We start from the raw sequence: 18,754 nt of genomic DNA on the forward strand, positions 1-18,754 counted from the left end.
GTTCGGTCGGGTGGCTCCGGCGGGTTGCTCCGGCGGGTTGCTCCGGCGGGTGGCGCGGTGCGGCTCGCGGAGGGGTGCGCGGAGGGGTGCGCGGAAGCGTCCGGCGGGCCGGCGCCCGCGTCGGGTGGTCGGCTCCGCCGTGCCCGGCGACCCCCGATCCATCGATCGTCCTCATCCGACTGTCGTCCCAGAACAGTGCACAGTGGAGACGACGACCAGCGGATAGTGCCAAATCCTGGACGCGGCGCCGGCAAAGTGGCAGCGTGGAGGCCATGGCGGATGTTGCAATCAATCCCACCGCGGCGGCCCTGCTCGGGCTGCTCCACGAAGGACCGATGACAGGCGGCCAGTTGATGGCCGCCGCCGAGCGGCGCCTCGCGCCGTACTGGTCGATGACCCGGAGCCAGGTCTACCGGGAGTTGCCGGCCCTGGCCGAGCAGGGACTCGTTCGGCTCGGCAAGCCCGGCCCCCGGTCCAGTCAGCCGTACGCGATCACGGCGGCCGGGAAGCGGACCTTCTCCCGCTGGCTCACCGAGACGCCGGGGCGGGACACGGTGCGTAACCCGACCGCGCTCCGGGTCGCCTTCGGCCCACAGCACTCGGCCACCCAGCTGCGCAACCTGATGAGCAGCGCCAACGAGTACCACACCGAGGCGCTCGCGGCAGCCCGGGAGCAGGCCCGGGACGCCAAGAAGGCCGGTGACTCGTACGGTGCCGCCGCCCTGGAGTTCGCGGTCGCGTACCACAAGGCGGCGCTGTCCTGGCTGAAGAGCGCACCGGTCTGAGTCGGCACCGGCCCGGCGGGCCGGTCCGGGCGACGCCCGACGGACGCGCCGGAGCGCTTCGCTGCCGGCGGCGACCCGGTCCCGCGGACGACCAGTACTCTTGACTGTCGTGACCGCTGCCGAGTACGCCGACCAACTCAAGGATCTTGACGCTACTCTCCGCAACATCGAGGCCGTCCTCGATGTCGACCGCCTGCGTCAGGCCAAGGCGGAGCTGGAGGAGGCGGCCTCCGCGCCGGACCTGTGGGACGACCAGGCCCGCGCCCAGGAGGTGACCTCCAGGCTCTCGTACGTCAACGGGGAGATCGCCAAGCTGGAGAGCCTGCGCGCCCGGCTCGACGATGCCCGGGTGCTGCTGGAACTCGCCGAGGCGGAGGCCGACGCGGGCGTGCTCGGCGAGGTCGAGACGGAGATCGGCGGGCTGACCAAGGCCATCCAGGAGATGGAGGTCCGTACCCTGCTGTCCGGGGAGTACGACTCCCGGGAGGCGCTGGTCGCGATCCGGGCGGGCGCGGGCGGGGTGGACGCGGCCGACTTCGCGGAGATGCTGCTCCGGATGTACCTGCGCTGGGCCGAGCGGCACGGCTATCCGACCGAGGTCTACGAGACGTCGTACGCCGAGGAGGCGGGCCTGAAGTCGGCCACCTTCGCGGTCAAGGTCCCCTACGCGTACGGCACGCTCAGTGTCGAGGCCGGCACGCACCGGCTGGTCCGGATCAGTCCCTTCGACAACCAGGGGCGCCGGCAGACCAGCTTCGCCGGGGTCGAGGTGCTGCCGGTCACCGAACAGACCGACCATATCGACATTCCGGAAAACGAGCTGCGGGTCGACGTCTACCGTTCGTCGGGGCCGGGTGGGCAGAGCGTGAACACCACCGACTCGGCGGTGCGGATCACACACATCCCGACCGGGATCGTGGTCACCTGCCAGAACGAGAAGTCCCAACTCCAGAACAAGGCGTCCGCGCTGCGCGTGCTCCAGGCCCGGCTGCTGGAGCGCAAGCGCCAGGAGGAGCAGGCCAAACTGGAGGGCCTGAAGACCGACGCCGCCGGGTCGTGGGGCGACCAGATGCGCTCGTACGTCCTGCACCCGTATCAGATGGTGAAGGATCTGCGTACCGAGCAGGAGACGGGCAACCCGGCATCGGTGTTCGACGGTGATTTGGACGGATTTATCGAGGCAGGCATCCGTTGGCGCAAGCAGCGTCAGCTCGCCGGTGACGCGGCGTGAACACGGCTCGCGTCCGCGTCGCTGCGGTGCGTCGACATCGGTGATCGTTTCCATGTGCAGGGCGTGAGGAACGCCGGACGCAGTGCAGTTTCACGATAAATGTCGCCCGGACAGGCCGGGCTCCGGGCTTGGCCTTTTCGTTACGACGCGTAGACTCACCACCCGTGATTCAGCTTGAGCAAGTGACGAAGACGTACCCGAAGGCGTCCCGGCCGTCGCTCGACAGCGTGTCGGTCTCGATCGAGAAGGGTGAGTTCGTCTTCTTCATCGGTCCCTCCGGTTCCGGCAAGTCGACAATCATCAAGCTGCTGCTGCACGAGGTGACCCCGAACAAGGGTCGGGTGATGGTCAACAACAAGGACGTCACCTCGATGCGCTCCTGGAAGATCCCGAACTTCCGGCGCTCGATCGGCTGCGTCTTCCAGGACTTCCGGCTGCTGCCCAACCGCACGGCGTACGAGAACGTCGCGTTCGCCCTGGAGGTCATCGGCAAGACCAAGGCGGTCGCCCGCCGGGTCGTGCCCGAGGTGCTGGAACTGGTCGGGCTCGGTGGCAAGGAGCACCGGTACCCGCACGAGCTCTCCGGCGGTGAGCAGCAGCGTGTCGCGGTGGCGCGGGCCTTCGTCAACCGGCCGCTGATCCTGCTGGCCGACGAGCCCACCGGAAACCTCGACCCGGACACCTCGATCGAGATCATGCGCCTGCTGGACCGGATCAACCGCACCGGTACCACGGTCGTGATGGTCACCCACGACTCCAACATCGTCAACCAGATGCGTCGTCGCGTCATCGAGATCGAGAGTGGTCGCATCGTGCGTGACCAGGCCCGGGGCGTCTACGGCTGACCGTGCCCTGCCGCCCGGGCGCGGACCAGCCCCCGTCCCGCCCGGCACCGGCCCTGAATCGACGATGAACGACCCCTGCGGAGATCCGGAAGGAACCCCCGATGCGCTTGAAATACGTCCTGTCCGAGGTGTTGGTCGGGCTGTGGCGCAACGTGACCATGACCATCGCGATGATCATCACGATGGCGGTCTCACTCACCATGCTCGGCGCCAGCGGCCTGATGTACCTCCAGGTCGACGCCATGAAAGACGCGTACTACAAGGACATCGAGGTGTCGATCTTCCTCGATGCCGGGGTGACCGAGGCGCAGCGTACCGAGTTGCAGACCGCCCTGGAGGGCGACCCGCTCGTCCGGGAGGTCAAGTACGAGTCCAAGCAGGAGGCCTACGAGCGGTTCAGGAAGCTCTTCGCGGACTCGCCCGACCTGGTCGAGGCGGTGCAGGCGGAGAAGCTTCCCGAGTCGTTCCGGGTCAACCTGGTCAACCCTGAGCAGTACGAGCAGATCCTCGACAACTACAAGGACCGCGAGGGGATCGACGACATCATCGACCAGCGTCGGCTGCTCGAACAGATCTTCAACATCCTCAACGCGATCCAGAACATGGCACTGGTCTCCGCCTCGGTGATGGCGATCGCCGCGCTGCTGCTGGTCGCGAACACGATCCAGGTGGCCGCCTACAGCAAGCGCCGTGAGGTCGCGGTGATGAAGCTGGTCGGTGCCTCGAACTGGTTCATCCAGGCGCCGTTCGTGCTGGAGGCCGTGGTGGCCGGCCTGCTCGGCGCGATCATCGGGTTCGGCGCGCTCGTACTGGGCAAGATCTTCCTGCTCGACGGGTCGCTGCGGGACCTGACCGACCTGCTCACACCGATCGAGTGGAGCACGGTGCTGCTGATGTTCCCGTTCATGGCCGGGGTCGGTGGTCTGGTCAGTGCCGTCACCGCCTGGGTGACGCTTCGGTTCTACCTGAGGGTCTAGCCCTCCGCCGCCGCGGCGGCCGTCGATCAACCGCAGGGCCTCTGGCACGGCGCGAAAAGCGCGAGCCAGGGGCCCTGCGCCGCGAGGTAGCATTGCGCGGTTGTTCACGGGTACGACGAGGAACACGCACGAGCACGACGAGGAAGGGGTGTGGCGCCGATGCCACGGGAGAAGGGGCGGAAGGTCGTCGCCTCCAACCGCAAGGCGCGGCACGACTACGCCATCCTCGACACCTACGAGGCGGGCATGGCGCTGACCGGCACCGAGGTCAAGTCGCTGCGGGCCGGCCGCGCGTCCCTGGTCGACGCCTTCGCCCAGGAGCGGGACGGCGAGATCTACCTGCACGGCATGCACATCCCGGAGTACGCCCAGGGGACCTGGACCAACCACGAACCTCGGCGTACCCGCAAGCTGCTGCTGAACCGCCAGGAGATCAGCCGGCTGATCGGCAAGCTGAAGGAGAGCGGGCTGACCCTGGTGCCGCTCTCGGTCTACTTCTCCGACGGCTGGGCCAAGGTCGAGATCGGCCTGGCCAAGGGCAAGAAGTCGTACGACAAGCGGCAGGATCTGGCCAAGCGGGACGCCGACCGGGAGATCGCCAAGGTTGCCGGCAGGCGCGGCAAGGGCATGGCCTGACCCGAGTCGTCCGGCCCCGTGTCCGGGGTCTGCCGTTTGGGAGCGCTGGGACGGCTGTGACGGAGGTTACCGTCGCCTTGTCCGGTTCGGCGGTGTGCCGGGCCGGTATCTGGAATGAAGTCGGCGGGGCGAGGCGTTAGGCTTGGGGTGGCCGCCGAGAGGCGGTGCGGAAACTCCATCGGCCCACCCGGGCCGGTAGGACACAGGGGGTGACTGGTTTCGACTTCGTACGTTGCGGCAGGGGAAGCGAGCCGAGGAAGCCGACGTCGTCTCGAGAATCGTTCGTCGGAAACCAATAAGCGCCAAGCAGAATCGCGCTGACTTCGCTCTCGCCGCCTGAGGCGAGTAGCAAGTCTGTCGGCCTGGGAGTGCCTTCGACCCAGCTAGCCGGCATCAGCTAGGAGGCTGGCCAACCGGACCCGGTCGCGGGGTCCGTGCGGCGAGATTAATCAGCGACTGGGCCCGTCACACCGACTCGCTCGCGTGATCGGAGGGGCCGAGTAGAGGCACAGCGAGCTGCGCTCGGAGAAGCCCTGGCAAGGCGACGAAGGACCCGGGTTCGATTCCCGGCACCTCCACGACAACGGCTGCGCCCCGGTCCACAGGGACCGGGGCGCAGCCGTATCCGCGGCTGCCCGCCCGAGGACCGAGCAGGGTCGCCGGGGCTGCTGGGGTGGCTGGGACGGATGGGACGTACGGGACAGATGAGCCGGGTCGCAAGGGTCGACAGCGGTACGCGCTGAGCCGCACCATCGGGGTTACATCCGGTAGTGCCGCTCCGCGGGAGGTGGTCATGCCGACCGATTCGCACCAGCACCGACTGTCGATCTCCGTGCCGTCCGCGTCACCCGTACCGGGGACGTCGACCGGGTCGGCCACGTTGCGGATGGTTCGCCGCCGCCGGGCCGCGCTGCTCGGCGAGATCCACTCCCTGGAGCAGGCGATCGCCGCGCCGGCCCGGGATCCCGGCTGGCGACCCCGGGTCCGGACCAGTCTCGGCGGGCTGCGCTGCGCCTTCGCCGAGCACATGGTGAGCACCGAGGGACCGGACGGCCTCTATGCCGAACTGCTGGACCACGCGCCGCGACTGGCTCGGGGCGTACACGTGCTGATCCGGGAACACGCGGCGGTGATCGACACGATGGCCGCCCTGCAACGCCGGGTCGACCTGCCGGAGATCGGCGTCACCGAACTCCGGACCTGGGTCACCGACCTGCTCCGGGAACTCTCCCGGCACCGGCAGCGCGGTGCCGACCTGGTCTACGAGGCGTACCAGACGGACATCGGCGGGGAGACCTGAACTGATCCGTCCGGGCCGGCGCCACCCGTGCTCAGGGCAGGTCGATCGGCAGCCTGATGCCGTCGAGGCTCTGCGGGCACGGGCAGTCGCGGTCGGTGGAGAGCCGTCCGACCGCGTCGAGCAACACCTCCCGCAGCCGCGCGGTGTTCTCGCCGAAGACCCGGAACACCTCCTCCTGGGTCACCGCGTGTCCACCCTCCACGCCGGCGTCGAGATCGGTGACCAGCGCCACGGCGGTGTAGCAGAGTGCGAGTTCGCGGGCGAGTACCGCCTCCGGGTGCCCGGTCATGTTGATGATCGCGCCACCCATCGCGGAGTACCAGCGGGACTCGGCCCGGGTGGAGAACCTCGGCCCCTCCACCACCACCATCGCGCCGCCGTCCTGCGCCTCGATCCCGTGTGCGGCCGTGGCGGCCAGTACGGTGCCGCGGCCCCGGGGGCAGTACGGGTCGGCGAAGGAGACGTGCACCGCGCCCCGGTCGTAGTAGGTCTGTGCCCGGCCACTCGTCCGGTCGACGAGCTGGTCCGGAACCACGAACGTTCCCGGGCCGAGTTCCGGGCGCAGCCCGCCGACGGCGCAGGGGGCGAGAATCTGGCGTACCCCGAGCGAGCGCAACGCCCACAGGTTCGCCCGGTACGGGATCAGGTGTGGCGGGAACCGGTGATCGCGCCCGTGCCGGGGCAGGAAGGCGACCGCGCGACCCGCCACCTGCGCCACCGTGATCGGATCGGAGGGCGGCCCGTACGGCGTCTCGACCCGGTGCTCGGTGGCGTCCTCCAGTAGGGCGTAGAGCCCGGATCCGCCGATCACCGCGAGTTCCGCCTGCGGACCCATGCCCCCGCCTCTCCTGCTCAACGCTCGTCCAGGCTGCCGATTGTCGTCAAAGCGCTCTGTGGACTAGCCCTACAGACCTTAACCAGGGCCAGTGCCGCAAGCTATGGTGCGTGGCATGGCGTTTACTGCGCGCAGGATCACCATCGATCCTGTCGATCCGGCGAGGCCGGTGAAGGGCCGGGCCGTAATGACCGATGACAAGACGCGGCGGGGGCCCGGGGAGTGGTTCCTGGTCCTCGGGCCGGCCGAGTAACGGTGGCTGGCGTGTACGGCGAGGGGCAGGCGATCGGGGGACGGTCAATGGAGTCGATGACCGGGCAGTTGCTGGTCGCGACCCCTGCGCTGAAGGACCCGAACTTCGACCGGACCGTGGTGCTGTTGGTCGCGCACGAGGCGGGTGGCGCACTCGGGGTGGTGCTCAACCGGGCGACCGAGGTGCCGGTCTCCGAGGTGCTCGGCGCCTGGGGCGGGCTGGCCCGGGACCCGGCCGTGCTCTTCGAGGGCGGTCCGGTACAGCCGGAGTCGGCGATCTGCCTGGCCCGGATGCGTACCCCGACCCAGCGGGTGAAGGGCATCCACCAGGTCACCGGGGCGGTCGGCACGGTGGATCTCTCGGTCGACCCGGACCGGCTCCGGGACGCCGTCACCGGGATCCGCGTCTTCGCCGGCTACTCGGGCTGGTCCCCGGGACAGGTCGAGGAGGAGGTCGCCCGGGGCTCCTGGTTCGTCCTGGACGCCCTGCCCGGCGACGCGTTCATGGAGCGCCCCGACGATCTCTGGCCGATGGTGCTCCGCCGGCAGGGCGGGATCATGGCGGCGGTCGCGCACTTCCCGCCGGACGTACTGCTCAACTGACCCTGGACGGCACGGTGGCCCCTCGGATGACCCGGGCCGCGAGGGTGTGTACTATTGCGCGGGTGCCCGGGAGACCGGGCAGGCAGTAAAGCAAGGGGCCGTGGCGCAGCTGGTAGCGCACCACACTGGCAGTGTGGGGGTCAGGGGTTCGAGTCCCCTCGGCTCCACCTTGTGTTTGTGCAGGTCAATCGGCGCCAGTCATCGACTGGTGCCGATTGTTTGTGATCTCGTGGTCACAGCCGTGGTCACCCAGCGCCCCACACTACGCCTCGGCGACCAGTGTTGAAACGCCCGAAGAAGTCGCCTCTGACCAGGGGTTGTTTCTGTTCCTCGGGTTGTCCGAGGTGACTGGGCCGGAATGTGGGGCGCAGAACCGTGTAGTACGGCGGTGCCGGCCCGTGTCGCTACGTACGGATCGGTCGCTGTATTACCCGCTCGACGCCTGTCCCCGAGAGGGACATCCCCGGGCGGGTGATAGCCGGGGCCCCAATGACCGCCGACAGCGCCGTCTCAATCCAGAACAGTCGGAGGCTGTTGAAAATCTAGGTCTTTGATCGACGCGGATTCCGTGTCTGCTGCGCTCGGCGCCCGCATCGCAACTGCGTGGCTTCTGGGTGGTTCTTGCGGGCCTGGAGGGATGCTGCGCCCGGTGCTCGCGCCAGTCGAGGATCGCAACCAGGTTGCCGAAGTGGGGCTTGGAGACGGCCGAGGCTGCGCCCGCCCCCCGCGCCGGGCGAGGATCGCAACACCCGCAGACGGTACGCAGGTGGGCCGAGGACGGGAAGGCTGCGCAGGTCAAGGAAGTCGACATCGGCGCCGACGAGCGATTCGTGATCTGCTTCAACCCCGAGGCCGCCGAACGTGACGCCGCCATCCGAGAGCGGCTGATCGCCCAGCTCACCGCCAAGATCGACGGTTCGGACAAGCTCAGCGCCACGAAGCGCGCCGAACTGCGCGGAGTGATCTCCACCAAGCCCGGCCTGCACCGCTACCTGCGCATCGCACCGCGCGGCCTGCTGTGCATCGACCAAACGGCGGTCAAGGCCGTGACGCGCCTGGACGGCAAGTACCTGCTGCGCTGCTCCGACCCGAAACTGAGCACCGAGGACATCGCCCCGGGTACAAGCAACTCCTCGAAGTCGAACGCGGCTGGCGCGACATGAAGGCCACCCTGGACCTGCGACTCGTGTTCCACCGCCGCGAAGATTGCATCCGCGCACACATCCTGCTCTGCTGGCTCGCGCTGCTGCTTATCCGCGTCGCCGAGAACACCACCGGCCACACCTGGAGCAAGATCCGCGCCGACGTCGAACGGCTGCACATCGGCGTGTTCACCGGCCCCGCCGGCACCTTTACCAGCGCACCGAGCTGTCCCAGCCCCAGAAGACCCTGTTCGCCCAAACTGAAGATCACCGAGCCGCCACACATCCTCAACGCGCCCGCAACAGCCTGACTAGCACGAACACCCCGGCCTGGTGACACGCCACGTCACTGGGCCAAGCGGCATTTGCCCAGCTCAAGCACCAGATTTGCGGACTATATCGAAGCGAAGCTGTGGAACGCAGGCCAAGAGGGGAACGGGCAGGTGGTATGTCTACACCTTCATCGCCGACCGGCCTCTGCGGGCACTGAAGGCGAAGATTCGTTCTTTGCCCACAGAACGTCGCAGCAGGGACCTGGCTGTGGTGCTGATACCTGAGCAGGACCATGCAGGGCTGGGTCCACTACTTCCGGCGCGCTGTCGCGAAGCACGTCTTCAGGAAGGTGGACGACCTGGTCTGGACCCGGCTCGTTCGTCTGCTGCGCGCACGGCACCGCTGGAACTGGCGGGACATCCGCCGCCGGCTCGCCATGCCCACGGGGAGATGGCTGCCGATCGCGGCGGACGGGATCGAAGTGCGGAGGATCAGTGCGATCCCGATCATCAGGTATCGCTACCGAGGTAACAAGATCCCCAACCCCTGGGTCCCCGAGACCGTCTGACGGCAGTGACCGTGGACCAGGGAGTCCAGACAGTTTGCGGCAGTCGATGTCCGGCGACACGTCGCGCGTCCTGGTGTTCTACCTACTGGCGAGGGGAGTCCCATGGTGCGTCGGGCGGGCGGAGCCGGGTGGCGCCTCTTGCTGGTCGGCGGCGCCGCTCTGAATCAGGCATGCTCTTCGCTGAATGCGTGATTAATCGGTGTGGCAGCAGTAGGCGGCCGAGACGAAGGTCGGCCCTGTCCCCGCCGTCCAGGGCCGCACGGAGGTCGCCGTCGACGACAACGGCCGGCTACGCCTGCGGTTACCGGAACCGGCGCACCGCCGAGGCCGGCGGTCGGGGCAGGAAGCTCCGGTCCAGGTCCCGACGATTTCAGGTGGCGAGTAGGGTCCCGCCGGTGATGCCCGCGAGTCGGACCGTGCGATCGGCGAGGGTGGCGTCAGTGGTGTCGTGACTCGCGAAGATCACCGCCGCGCCGGCGCGGACCCGTTCGGCGAGCAGTTCGTGGACGTGTAGCCGGCTTGCCGCGTCGAGGGCGACGGTGGGTTCGTCCAGAACGTAGATGTCGGCGACTTGGACGAGCGTCTGCGCGAGAAGGGCGCGTTGGCGCTGCCCGCCGGAGAGTTCGCGGAGCCGTCGGTGGGCGAGGGGACCGAGGTCCAGCCGCTCCATGATCGTAGCCACGGCGGCGCGGTCACTACGGCCGAGGCGCCGCCACGGAGTGAATCGTCCGATCTGTACGCACTCGGCCACGGTCAGCGGAAGCGCGTCGATGCCGCTGGTGCGTTGCGGGAGCAGGGCCAGCCGGCAGCCGGTTCGGCGCCGGATGCTGCCGGAAGTCGGTTCCTCGACACCGGCCAGCAGGTGCAGCAGGGTGCTCTTGCCGGAGCCGTTCGCGCCGGTCACGACAACCATGGACGCGGCTTCCACGCGCAGGCTCACGTCGTGCAGAACCGGGGTGCCGGCGTACCGGAAGGCCACGTGCTCGGCGGTCAGGACCTCGATGCTCAACGCCACCCCTTAAAGACATCGATTTTCAGTTGCATTATAGTCAGGCAGGTGATGGCGTCACTGCTCGAACCGTTCACCGTGTCGTTCGTCGTCCGCGCACTGGTCGGCGGGGTGCTGCTGGCCGCGGTCTGCGCGCTGGTCGGGGTCTGGGTGATCGCCCGCGGGATGACCTTCCTCGGCGAGGCGATGAGCCACGGCATGCTGCCCGGGGTCGCCATCGCGTCGATCCTCGGCGGCAGCCTCGTCGTCGGGGCCGCGGCGAGCGCGTTCGCCATGGCGGTCGGCGTCAACGCGCTGCGGCACAGCCGCGAGTTCGGGCGCGACACCAGCATCGGGCTGCTGTTCGTAGGGATGCTCTCGGGCGGGGTGATCGTCGTCTCGCACTCGCGGTCGTTCGCGACCGACCTGACCGCGTTCCTGTTCGGCGACGTCTTGGCGATCCGCTGGCCCGACCTGCTACTACTCGCCGCCGCCTTCGCCGTGGTCGCGGTGGCCTCCGCCATCTGCTACCGGCCGTTCCTGGCGCTCACCTTCGACCCTCGCAAGGCCCGGACCCTCGGCCTGCGCCCGGACATCGCCAACGCCGTGATGCTGACCCTGCTCACCATCACGATGGCGGTCGCCTTCAGCGTCGTCGGCACACTGCTCGCCTTCGGCATGCTGATCGCGCCCTCGGCGGCGGCGATGCTCGTCGCGCGCCGTCTCCCGGCGGTGATGCTCACCAGCTTCGTTATCGGCTCGGCCGCGACCGTGATCGGCCTGTGGATCTCCTGGTACGCGGCGACCGCCGCCGGAGCCACCATCGCCGCCGTCGCCGTACTGATGTTCTTCGCGATTCTCGGCACGCGCCGGATCACGGCAGCGGTGAGCCGCCATCGGTCGCCGACACCGGCACTCACCGCCAATCCCACACCGGAAGGAAGTCAGTGATCATCAGCAGGGCCGGGCAGCTTCTCGGCGCGGTCAGCCTGGGCCTCACGCTCGCGATGGCCGCGTGCGGCTCGACGGGCCAACCACAGTCGGTCGAGGAGACGCCGCACGGCTACATCGACGGTGCCGAGGAGCTGTCCGAGGCGCAGTCGGCCATCGCCTACGCCCCCCGCAGTGCCCGGGAGTTGCGCCTGTTCGACCTGGGCACCGGGTCGGAGAAGGAGATCGGGCTGTCGATCGGCGCCGAGCGGCTCACCGAGGACGGCCGCTTCGTCTACGTCGACGACGGCGACCGCGCGCTGGAGGTCGTCGACTCCGGAGTGTGGACGGTCGACCACACCGACCACGTCCACTACTACCGGGCGGCGGCCCGGTCCGTCGGCACGCTGTCACTGGACGCCCCGATCAGGACGATCGTCGGCTTCGCGGCCCATACCACGATCGGCACCGCCGACGGGCAGGTAACGGTCCTCGACCGCCGGGAACTCGAAGCCGGCAAGCTGGTCAGGCTGGCCACGATCGACTCGACCAGTTCCACCGCGCTGGCTGTACCCTACGCGGACCAGCTCCTGGTCGCCGTCGGCGACGACCCGCGACAGCCGGCCGACCGGATCGTCGCCATGGACGCGCAGGGCCGGCCGACCGGCGCCCTGCAGACGCCCTGCGCGGCACCGCGCGGCTGGGCAGTCCTGCGCGGCGGCGCCGTCCTCGCGTGTGAAAACAGTCTCGTACGCGTCAAGCGGGAAGGCGACAAGCTCATCGCCAAGGTGCTGGCCTCCCCGCGTACCCCGGTGTCGCCGAACGGGTTCGGGTACCGCCCGCGCAGTAACGAGGCCGCGCTGGCCGACCGCACCGGCATCTGGTCGGTGAACGCGGCCAAGGCCAGCCTGCGGTACGTGCCGGCCACCGGTCGCGAACTGGTGGCCGTCGCGTCGCCCGCGGACGGCAGCACGGTGCTCGCGCTCGACGCGTCCGACGTGCTGATCAGTTACGACCTCGCGACCGGCAGGGTCCTCGCCGAAAAGCCGCTGCGCGCCGCCAGCCTGACGCTGGACGTCAACCGCGCCTACCTGGCCGATCCGGAGGCCCGGGTCATTCACGAGATCGACTATCGCGACGGGCTGCGCACCGCCCGCACGCTACAGGTCGCCGAACAACCGGATCTTGCCGTGGAGGTCGGCCGATGAGAACACGGGAACTGGTGACGGCGCTCGCCGTCACCGCTGGCCTGCTGGCCGGCGGCGCTGCCTGCACCTTGCCGGATCGCTCGCACATCGTGGTGACCACGAACATCCTCGGTGACATCGTCACCGAGATCGTCGGCGACCAGGCCGAGGTGCGGGTACTGATGAAGCCGAACGCCGACCCGCACTCGTTCGCGATCTCGGCCCGGGAGGCGCACGCCATGCAGACGGCCGATCTCGTCGTCTACAACGGTCTGGGACTCGAGGAAGGCGTCCTGCAACACGTCGAGGCGGCGAAGGGCGAAGGTGTCGACACCGTCGAGGTGGGGGCGAGGATCGACCCGATGGAGTACCGGGACGGCGACGCCGCCGGAGGACCGGACCCGCACTTCTGGACGGATCCGGCGCGGGTGGTCACGGCGGTGCGGCTACTCACCGACGAGATCATCGGGCATGTCGACGGGGTGGACGCCGGCGTGGTGCGGGAGCGTGCGCAGGCGTACGCGAGCAGGGTCGGCGAACTTGACAAGAGCCTGGCGCGGCGCTTCGCCGACATCCCGGCGGAACGCCGAGTCCTGGTCACCAACCACCACGTCTTCGGCTATCTGGCCGAACGCTTCGACCTCAGGGTCATCGGCGCGATCATCCCCAGCGGTACGACGCTCGCGTCGCCGAGCGCCTCCGACCTCGCCTCGCTGGTCACCGCCATCAAGGCACACCGGGTGCCGGCGATCTTCGCCGACACCTCGCAGCCGGCGCGGCTGGCCGAAGTGCTCGTCTCGGAGGCCGGCATCAAGGTCCAGGTGATCGCCCTGTACTCCGAGTCCCTCAGCGAGGCCGACGGCGATGCCCCGAGTTACCTGGAGATGATGCGCTTCAACACCGAGGCGATCATCCACGGCCTCTCCGGCTGACCCCCCTGAGTCGAGTCCGGGAACCCTCCGGTACTCTCTAATGAAAATCGTTGTCAGTTTCATATTGGGAGGATGTAGTGACCCATCACAGAACGCGTGGCCTGGTCGCCCTGGTGGCCGCCTTGCTGGCGCTAACCGCGTGCGCTTCCGGCGCGGGCGGTGAGAACGGATCGCCGGCCGAGTCGTCCGCCGCGGACGCACTGAAGGAGCCGGTGGCGATCACCTACGAGGGCGGCATCTACGTGCTCGACGGCGAGGCGCTGGAGGTGGTGCACAACGTCGCTCTGCCCGGCTTCAACCGGGTGAACCCGGCCGGCAACGACACCAACGTCGTCGTCTCCACCGAGTCCGGGTTCCGGATGCTCGACGCGGTCGTCGGCAAGATGACCGACGTCACCTACCCGGGCGCCAAACCCGGCCACGTGGTGCTGCACGGCGACCGCACCATTCTGTTCACCGACGGCAGCGGAGAGGTGAACAGCTTCGACCCGAAGGCGCTCGCGGACGGCAAACCCCACGGACGGCAGTACAAGACCGCCCAACCACACCACGGCGTGGCCATCGAACTCGCCGACGGCACCCTCGTGGTGACCCTCGGCACCGAGGAGTCGCGCCCGGGCGCGATCGCGGTGGACAAGGATGGCAAGGAGATCGCCCGCAGCGAGGAATGCCCCGGCGTGCACGGCGAGGCGGTCGCGCAGGGTGAGGTCGTGGCCCTCGGCTGCCAGGACGGCGTGCTGCTGTTCAAGAACGGCGCCTTCGTCAAGGTCAAGAGCGATCGGGCGTACGGCGCCATCGCCACCCAGGTCGGCACGGAGAAGTCGCCGGTCCTCCTCGGCGACTACAAAGTCGACCCCGACGCGGAACGGGAGTTCCCCGAGCAGTTCGCGCTCGTCGACACCGCCGCCCAGAAGATCCGGGTCGTGCCGATGCCGGCGGGCGCCAGCTACAGCTTCCGATCGCTGGCCCGTGGTCCACAGGGCGAGGGGCTGATCCTCGGGACCGACGGCAAGCTGCACGTGGTCGATCCCACCTCCGGAAAGCTGACCAACTCGTGGCCGGTGGTCGCCGCGTGGAAGGAGCCGATGAACTGGCAGGAGCCACGCCCGGCGCTCTTCGCCCGGGGGAACGACGCGTACATCACCGAACCGGCCACCAGGACGTTGCACCGGCTCGACCTCGCCACCGGCAAGGTTGTCCGATCGGTTACGCTCGATGCGATTCCGAACGAGATCAGCGGAACGCTGTCGGCGCACTGACGTCCCGGTTTCCGGCGGTGGAGATCGTCCTGCCGGCCCGGTGGCCCCCTTCGCCGCCGACGTCGCCGCTCCGACCGTTTCACCCGGCTGGGGCGGCGACCCGGACCAAGTTGGCCACATTTTTGAGATCAGGGGTACCGGCGGAGATCAGCTACCTCGGACGTTCTGACCTGTGGGGACGCCGGCCCCCCGGAGTCGGGACGACCGGCGCCCCGACGGTCTCCGGCAGATATCCAGCAGAACCAGTTGATCCTGGTTTTCATTACTGTATAGCCTGTGCGCCATGGTCCCCAACCCCTGCCTGGCGTGCTGGCGCGCAGGCGGCGCCCTCGGGTTGTCGGCCGACCGGTACGGCCGAGTGGCTGTGCCGGTCGCGGGCGAGAGTCGGGCAACCCAGTCGACTCACCTCGTGACGCCATGATGAGCATCCACCAGCGGCGCGGGCCGGACCAGCAGCGTGAGCTGATCGGTGAGCTGCGGGCGGCCGGCCTGGCGCCGACGGCCCAGCGCCGGCTGGTGCTCGACGCGCTGCACGGTCATGACCACCCGGCGAGCGCGATCGCGATCTACCAGCGGCTGCGCGCGGACGGCCAGGCGGTCGGGTTGACCACGGTGTACCGCACCCTGCACGCGCTGGCGGACGCGGGACGGGTGCACGTCTTCCACCGCGACGGTGAGCTGACGTATCGGCACTGCCGCGAGGGGCCGCACCACCACCTGGTGTGCGAGGTGTGCGGGTTGGTCGTGGAGCGGTCCGGCGACACGGTGACCCGCTGGCTCCAGCAGGTACGCGCGGACGAGGACTTCGTGCCCAACCCGCAGCACAGCGACCTGTACGGGGTTTGTGGCACGTGCCTGCGCGCCGATCGTCGCGCACCGGGCGACGGGCGGTGATCGGCGTGCCGGCATGGCGGCACGTGCGAAGCCACGTGGTGCGCCGGTGACCTCAGTGGACGCGGCGGCACCAGATGAAAACGAAAACGATTGCTCTTATAGTCTTGCCTGTGCCGGGAGCCGGACCGGCGACCACAGGCGCCCCGACACCGGGCGACCCCGGCGCCGGCCACGCCCCTACCCGAACGGATCCGTCACCCACCATGCGTCTGTCCATCGTCATCGCCGTTGCCAGCACCGTCGGCGCAGCCGTGCTTGGCGTGGTACCGGCGGCCGCCGCGCCCGGACCGTCGTCGCCGCCGTCGCCGTCGCCGAGCGGCAGCGCGCCCGCCCGGGCGGCGCCGGTGACGTGGGGGGTGACCCCGTCGAGTCCGACCGGGCCCAACGGGCGGGCGAGCTTCGGCTACAAACTCGATCCCAGTGCCACGGTGACGGACTACGTCGCGGTGACCAACCACTCCGCGCGGCCGCTCACCCTGCGCCTCTATGCCAGCGACGCCGTCACCACACCGCAGGGCGGCTTCGACCTGCTGCCCGGCGGGCAGCGGCCGGTCGACGTGGGCTCCTGGGTCCGGCTCACCACTCCGACGCTGACGATCCCGTCGACGTCCCGGATGGACGTGCCGTTCACCCTGACCGTGCCGGAGAACGCCACCCCGGGCGACCACGTCGGCGGCATCGTGGCCTCGCTCGCCGCCAACGCCAGCGACGGCCAAGGCAACCATGTCGCGGTCGACCATCGGGTCGGCGCGCGGATCTACCTGCGGGTCACCGGCGCCCTGCGGCCGGCGCTGGCCCTGGAAGACCTCCGGATAGCTCACAGCGCCTCCGGTAACCCGTTCGCCGGGGGTGAGATCGTCGCCACGGCCATGATCCGGAACACCGGGAACGTGCGGCTCGCCGGAGCGCCGACGGTCGAGTCGGCCGGGCTTCTCGGCCTGGGGGCCCGTAGCGCGTCCGGCGCGGCGTTGCCGGAGATCCTGCCGGGGGATGCGATCCAGACCACCGTCCGGCTCCCCGGGGTGGCGCCGTTCTTCCGGCTCACGGTCACCACCACCGTCGTTCCGACAGCCGTCGAAAATCAGGTGCTCGATCCGCAGCCGGTCGCGGTGTCGGAGACGGTCACCGTGTGGGCCGTGCCGTGGCTTCAGTTGGTGCTCGGCGCACTCGTCGTCAGTGCGGCCTGTGTCCTGCTGGTGATCCGTCGCCGTCGGCGCCGCCGTGCCGCCCGGCGCCTGGCCCAGGCCGTCGCCGAGGCTCGCGAGCAGGGCCGCGCCGAAGCCGCCGCCGTGCTGGCGGGACAACCGGATGGCGCGGACTCACCACCGCAGCCGGACAGGCGTACGCCGGTTGCCGCATCCGAGCCGCCGGCCCCGGGCGCCGAACCGTGACCCGGACCAGACGTGCCGGCGAACCGGCCGCGACATGGACAAATCTTCGAGTGGAGCGAGGCAGGGAGATGAGAAGAAGACCAGTGGTACGTGTCGGCGTGGCCGGGCTCGCCCTGGCCGTACTGTCGCTGGCCGGCACTGCCGCACCGGTGGGCGCCGCGCCGACGCCGGTCGACCCGGCGGGGGCGGATCTGGTGTCCCTCTCCGTCGTCGACGGTGACCTCTCGATGCGGGTACGTGACGCCAGCCAGCTCGCCCGGGACGCGGTCGGGCACGATCCGGCCGACGTGCTGCTGAGCGCGGAGGGCGGCGTGACGGTACGGGTGCCGGACAACCCGCAGTTCTCGTTCCTCGGTACGCCCGGTCAGCCGGTCTGGTCACTGACCTCCGGGGATGTGGGTATGCCCGGGTTCGACACCACGAGGGTGGGCCGGGGTGCCGTCCGGGGCGACGCGGTGACCGTGTCGCTGGCGGCGGTGCAGGGACCCGGCCGGTTCACCGCCTACACGGTGTCCGGCCTGGGCACGGCCCGGCAACTGCTCGGCGCGGGCGCCGGGGAGGCATCGCTGCCGGTCGCGACCCGTACTCCGGTGGTCTGGGCGTTCGACGCGTCCGGGGACTACCGGCTCACCCTCGGCTCGTCGGCGACGTTGACGACGGGCGAGACGGTGCGCGCCGAGGCGACCTACCGGGTGAGTGTTCCGCAACTGCGGCCGGGACCGGCGCTGCCGCCGCCCGTCGCGGCGGCCCCGGTCGAGACCGTCCGGCAGTCGCCGCAGACCAAGGCCAAGGCGCCCGCGCCGCCGCGGGCCGCACCGCTGCCGACGCCCTCGGCCACCCAGCCGGTGGGCGCGAACGCCGTCACGGCGGCCGGCGAACGCAAGGTGATCTCCGATGGGCACGTCGACATGGGGCCACAGCTGGTGGGCGGGACCTGGACGATCCGACTCAAGGACGACGCGGTCAGCCCGGCGGTGTGGCGGGAACTGGCCGACGTGGTCCTGCAGGCCAAGGACAACGCGAAGACGAAGGTCCCGGCCGGGAAGGGCTTCATGGGTAAGGAGGGCGACGAGGTCTGGGTGCTGCCGCAGGGGCAGCAGCCCGGGATCGTCTGGCCGGGCTGGAACACCCAGCACGAGTCGGTGATCTCCGGAACCCGGGGCGACGTGACGTGGACCCTCGCCGGGGTCGACGGGCCGGGCCGGTTCACGCTCTTCCAGACCGATCCGTTCGGCACCGCCGACGTGCTCTTCGACTCGGCCAAGTCGCTGCCGCAGCGGCTGGCGATCCGGCCGAACACGCACGCGCACGGCAGCTGGGCGTTCGGCGAGCCGGGCCTCTACCGGCTGAGGGTGCAGATGAGCGGCACCACCACGGACGGCAGGGCGGTCACCGACACCAGGACCCTGGCGATAGCGGTGGGCGACGACACCGATCCGGGTCCGGGCTTCGGTGGCGGCTCCGGTGACGGGTCGGGCGATGGATCGGGCGACGGTTCCGGTGGCGACGGCAGGCTGCCGCGTACCGGTGAGTCCTGGATCCTTCCGGCGGTGGGTGGCGGACTGCTCCTCGTGCTGGCCGGTGTGCTGCTGCTTCTCGCCGCACGACGGCGCGGCAGGCCCGGCACCGGCGCGACCAGCACACCGTAGCCACGTCCTTTCAGATCTGATAACCGTTCCCATTTCCGTGTTATCGTTCGGCGCGACGCGCGGCACGGTGGCGGGGA

19 protein-coding genes, 1 tRNA gene and 1 other RNA gene are annotated in these 18,754 nt (G+C 69.6%); 19 read left to right on the forward strand and 2 right to left on the reverse strand.

Annotation, left to right across the window (positions count from 1 at the left end):
- Positions 1-272 precede the first annotated feature (272 nt).
- The 7 genes from C6W10_RS11495 to C6W10_RS11525 all read left to right on the forward strand — a co-directional run bounded on the left by C6W10_RS11495 (position 273) and on the right by C6W10_RS11525 (position 5,774).
- The gene (locus C6W10_RS11495) at positions 273-785 is read left to right on the forward strand and encodes a PadR family transcriptional regulator (protein WP_107258055.1); all 513 of its coding nucleotides are present in this window, start codon (positions 273-275) and stop codon (positions 783-785) included.
- Between the two features lie 109 nt (positions 786-894).
- Entirely contained in the window at positions 895-2,016 is a 1,122-nt protein-coding gene (prfB, locus tag C6W10_RS11500; RefSeq protein ID WP_107258056.1) for a peptide chain release factor 2, read from the forward strand.
- A gap of 164 nt (positions 2,017-2,180) precedes the next feature.
- A complete protein-coding gene (ftsE, locus tag C6W10_RS11505) occupies positions 2,181-2,861 on the forward strand; it encodes a cell division ATP-binding protein FtsE (RefSeq protein WP_101369892.1) in 681 nt (226 codons plus the stop codon).
- 101 nt (positions 2,862-2,962) lie between these two features.
- Positions 2,963-3,838: a permease-like cell division protein FtsX gene (gene ftsX, locus C6W10_RS11510; protein ID WP_107258057.1), complete on the forward strand. Its 876-nt coding sequence runs from the start codon at positions 2,963-2,965 to the stop codon at positions 3,836-3,838.
- A gap of 159 nt (positions 3,839-3,997) precedes the next feature.
- On the forward strand, positions 3,998-4,474 hold the full coding sequence (smpB, locus tag C6W10_RS11515) for an SsrA-binding protein SmpB (RefSeq protein WP_107263864.1): 477 nt from the start codon (positions 3,998-4,000) through the stop codon (positions 4,472-4,474).
- A 205-nt stretch (positions 4,475-4,679) separates the two neighbouring features.
- Positions 4,680-5,055: a transfer-messenger RNA gene (gene ssrA / locus C6W10_RS11520) on the forward strand.
- Positions 5,056-5,267: 212 nt separating this feature from the next.
- Positions 5,268-5,774, forward strand: coding sequence for a hypothetical protein (locus tag C6W10_RS11525; RefSeq protein WP_234361705.1), 507 nt, complete (start codon positions 5,268-5,270; stop codon positions 5,772-5,774).
- Positions 5,775-5,805: 31 nt separating this feature from the next.
- Here the strand turns inward: C6W10_RS11525 and C6W10_RS11530 are convergent, their stop codons facing one another.
- A complete protein-coding gene (locus tag C6W10_RS11530; protein ID WP_107258058.1) occupies positions 5,806-6,609 on the reverse strand; it encodes an S-methyl-5'-thioadenosine phosphorylase in 804 nt (267 codons plus the stop codon).
- A gap of 264 nt (positions 6,610-6,873) precedes the next feature.
- Between C6W10_RS11530 and C6W10_RS11535 the strand changes: the two genes are divergently transcribed.
- The 5 genes from C6W10_RS11535 (at position 6,874) to C6W10_RS11550 (ending at position 9,447) form a co-directional block, all read left to right on the forward strand.
- Positions 6,874-7,464 carry a YqgE/AlgH family protein gene (locus C6W10_RS11535; RefSeq protein ID WP_234359603.1) on the forward strand — a complete coding sequence of 197 codons (591 nt, stop codon included), beginning with the start codon at positions 6,874-6,876 and terminating at the stop codon, positions 7,462-7,464.
- 94 nt (positions 7,465-7,558) lie between these two features.
- Positions 7,559-7,631, forward strand: a tRNA-Ala gene (locus C6W10_RS11540).
- A 528-nt stretch (positions 7,632-8,159) separates the two neighbouring features.
- Entirely contained in the window at positions 8,160-8,627 is a 468-nt protein-coding gene (locus C6W10_RS37955; RefSeq protein WP_199853912.1) for a hypothetical protein, read from the forward strand.
- Positions 8,624-8,917 carry a hypothetical protein gene (locus tag C6W10_RS37960; RefSeq protein ID WP_199853913.1) on the forward strand — a complete coding sequence of 98 codons (294 nt, stop codon included), beginning with the start codon at positions 8,624-8,626 and terminating at the stop codon, positions 8,915-8,917. The genes C6W10_RS37955 and C6W10_RS37960 overlap by 4 nt, the downstream gene beginning before the upstream one ends.
- Positions 8,918-9,171: 254 nt before the next feature.
- On the forward strand, positions 9,172-9,447 hold the full coding sequence (locus C6W10_RS11550; protein ID WP_107258060.1) for a group II intron maturase-specific domain-containing protein: 276 nt from the start codon (positions 9,172-9,174) through the stop codon (positions 9,445-9,447).
- A 370-nt stretch (positions 9,448-9,817) separates the two neighbouring features.
- On the opposite strand, the gene aztA is transcribed toward C6W10_RS11550, so the two are convergent.
- Complete coding sequence (gene aztA, locus C6W10_RS11555; protein WP_107263866.1) at positions 9,818-10,456, reverse strand: zinc ABC transporter ATP-binding protein AztA; 639 nt, start codon at positions 10,454-10,456, stop codon at positions 9,818-9,820.
- A 51-nt stretch (positions 10,457-10,507) separates the two neighbouring features.
- On the opposite strand from aztA, the gene aztB reads away from it, so the two are divergent.
- From aztB to C6W10_RS11590, 7 genes are all read left to right on the forward strand, one after another.
- On the forward strand, positions 10,508-11,386 hold the full coding sequence (gene aztB, locus C6W10_RS11560; RefSeq protein ID WP_107258061.1) for a zinc ABC transporter permease AztB: 879 nt from the start codon (positions 10,508-10,510) through the stop codon (positions 11,384-11,386).
- Positions 11,383-12,573, forward strand: a complete 1,191-nt coding sequence (locus C6W10_RS11565) for a hypothetical protein (protein WP_107258062.1) — start codon at positions 11,383-11,385, stop codon at positions 12,571-12,573. Before aztB ends, C6W10_RS11565 begins: the two co-directional genes overlap by 4 nt.
- Positions 12,570-13,484: a zinc ABC transporter substrate-binding protein AztC gene (aztC, locus tag C6W10_RS11570; protein WP_107258063.1), complete on the forward strand. Its 915-nt coding sequence runs from the start codon at positions 12,570-12,572 to the stop codon at positions 13,482-13,484. The genes C6W10_RS11565 and aztC overlap by 4 nt, the downstream gene beginning before the upstream one ends.
- 77 nt (positions 13,485-13,561) lie before the next feature.
- On the forward strand, positions 13,562-14,743 hold the full coding sequence (gene aztD / locus C6W10_RS11575; RefSeq protein ID WP_107258064.1) for a zinc metallochaperone AztD: 1,182 nt from the start codon (positions 13,562-13,564) through the stop codon (positions 14,741-14,743).
- Positions 14,744-15,160: 417 nt separating this feature from the next.
- Positions 15,161-15,637, forward strand: a complete 477-nt coding sequence (locus C6W10_RS11580) for a Fur family transcriptional regulator (protein WP_107258065.1) — start codon at positions 15,161-15,163, stop codon at positions 15,635-15,637.
- A 203-nt stretch (positions 15,638-15,840) separates the two neighbouring features.
- Complete coding sequence (locus C6W10_RS11585; RefSeq protein ID WP_107258066.1) at positions 15,841-17,028, forward strand: WxL protein peptidoglycan domain-containing protein; 1,188 nt, start codon at positions 15,841-15,843, stop codon at positions 17,026-17,028.
- A gap of 68 nt (positions 17,029-17,096) precedes the next feature.
- Positions 17,097-18,677, forward strand: a complete 1,581-nt coding sequence (locus tag C6W10_RS11590) for a TIGR03773 family transporter-associated surface protein (RefSeq protein WP_107258067.1) — start codon at positions 17,097-17,099, stop codon at positions 18,675-18,677.
- The last annotated feature ends 77 nt before the right edge of the window (positions 18,678-18,754 follow it).

Origin of the sequence: Plantactinospora sp. BB1 (assembly GCF_003030385.1) — a bacterium.
GTDB lineage: Bacteria > Actinomycetota > Actinomycetes > Mycobacteriales > Micromonosporaceae > Plantactinospora.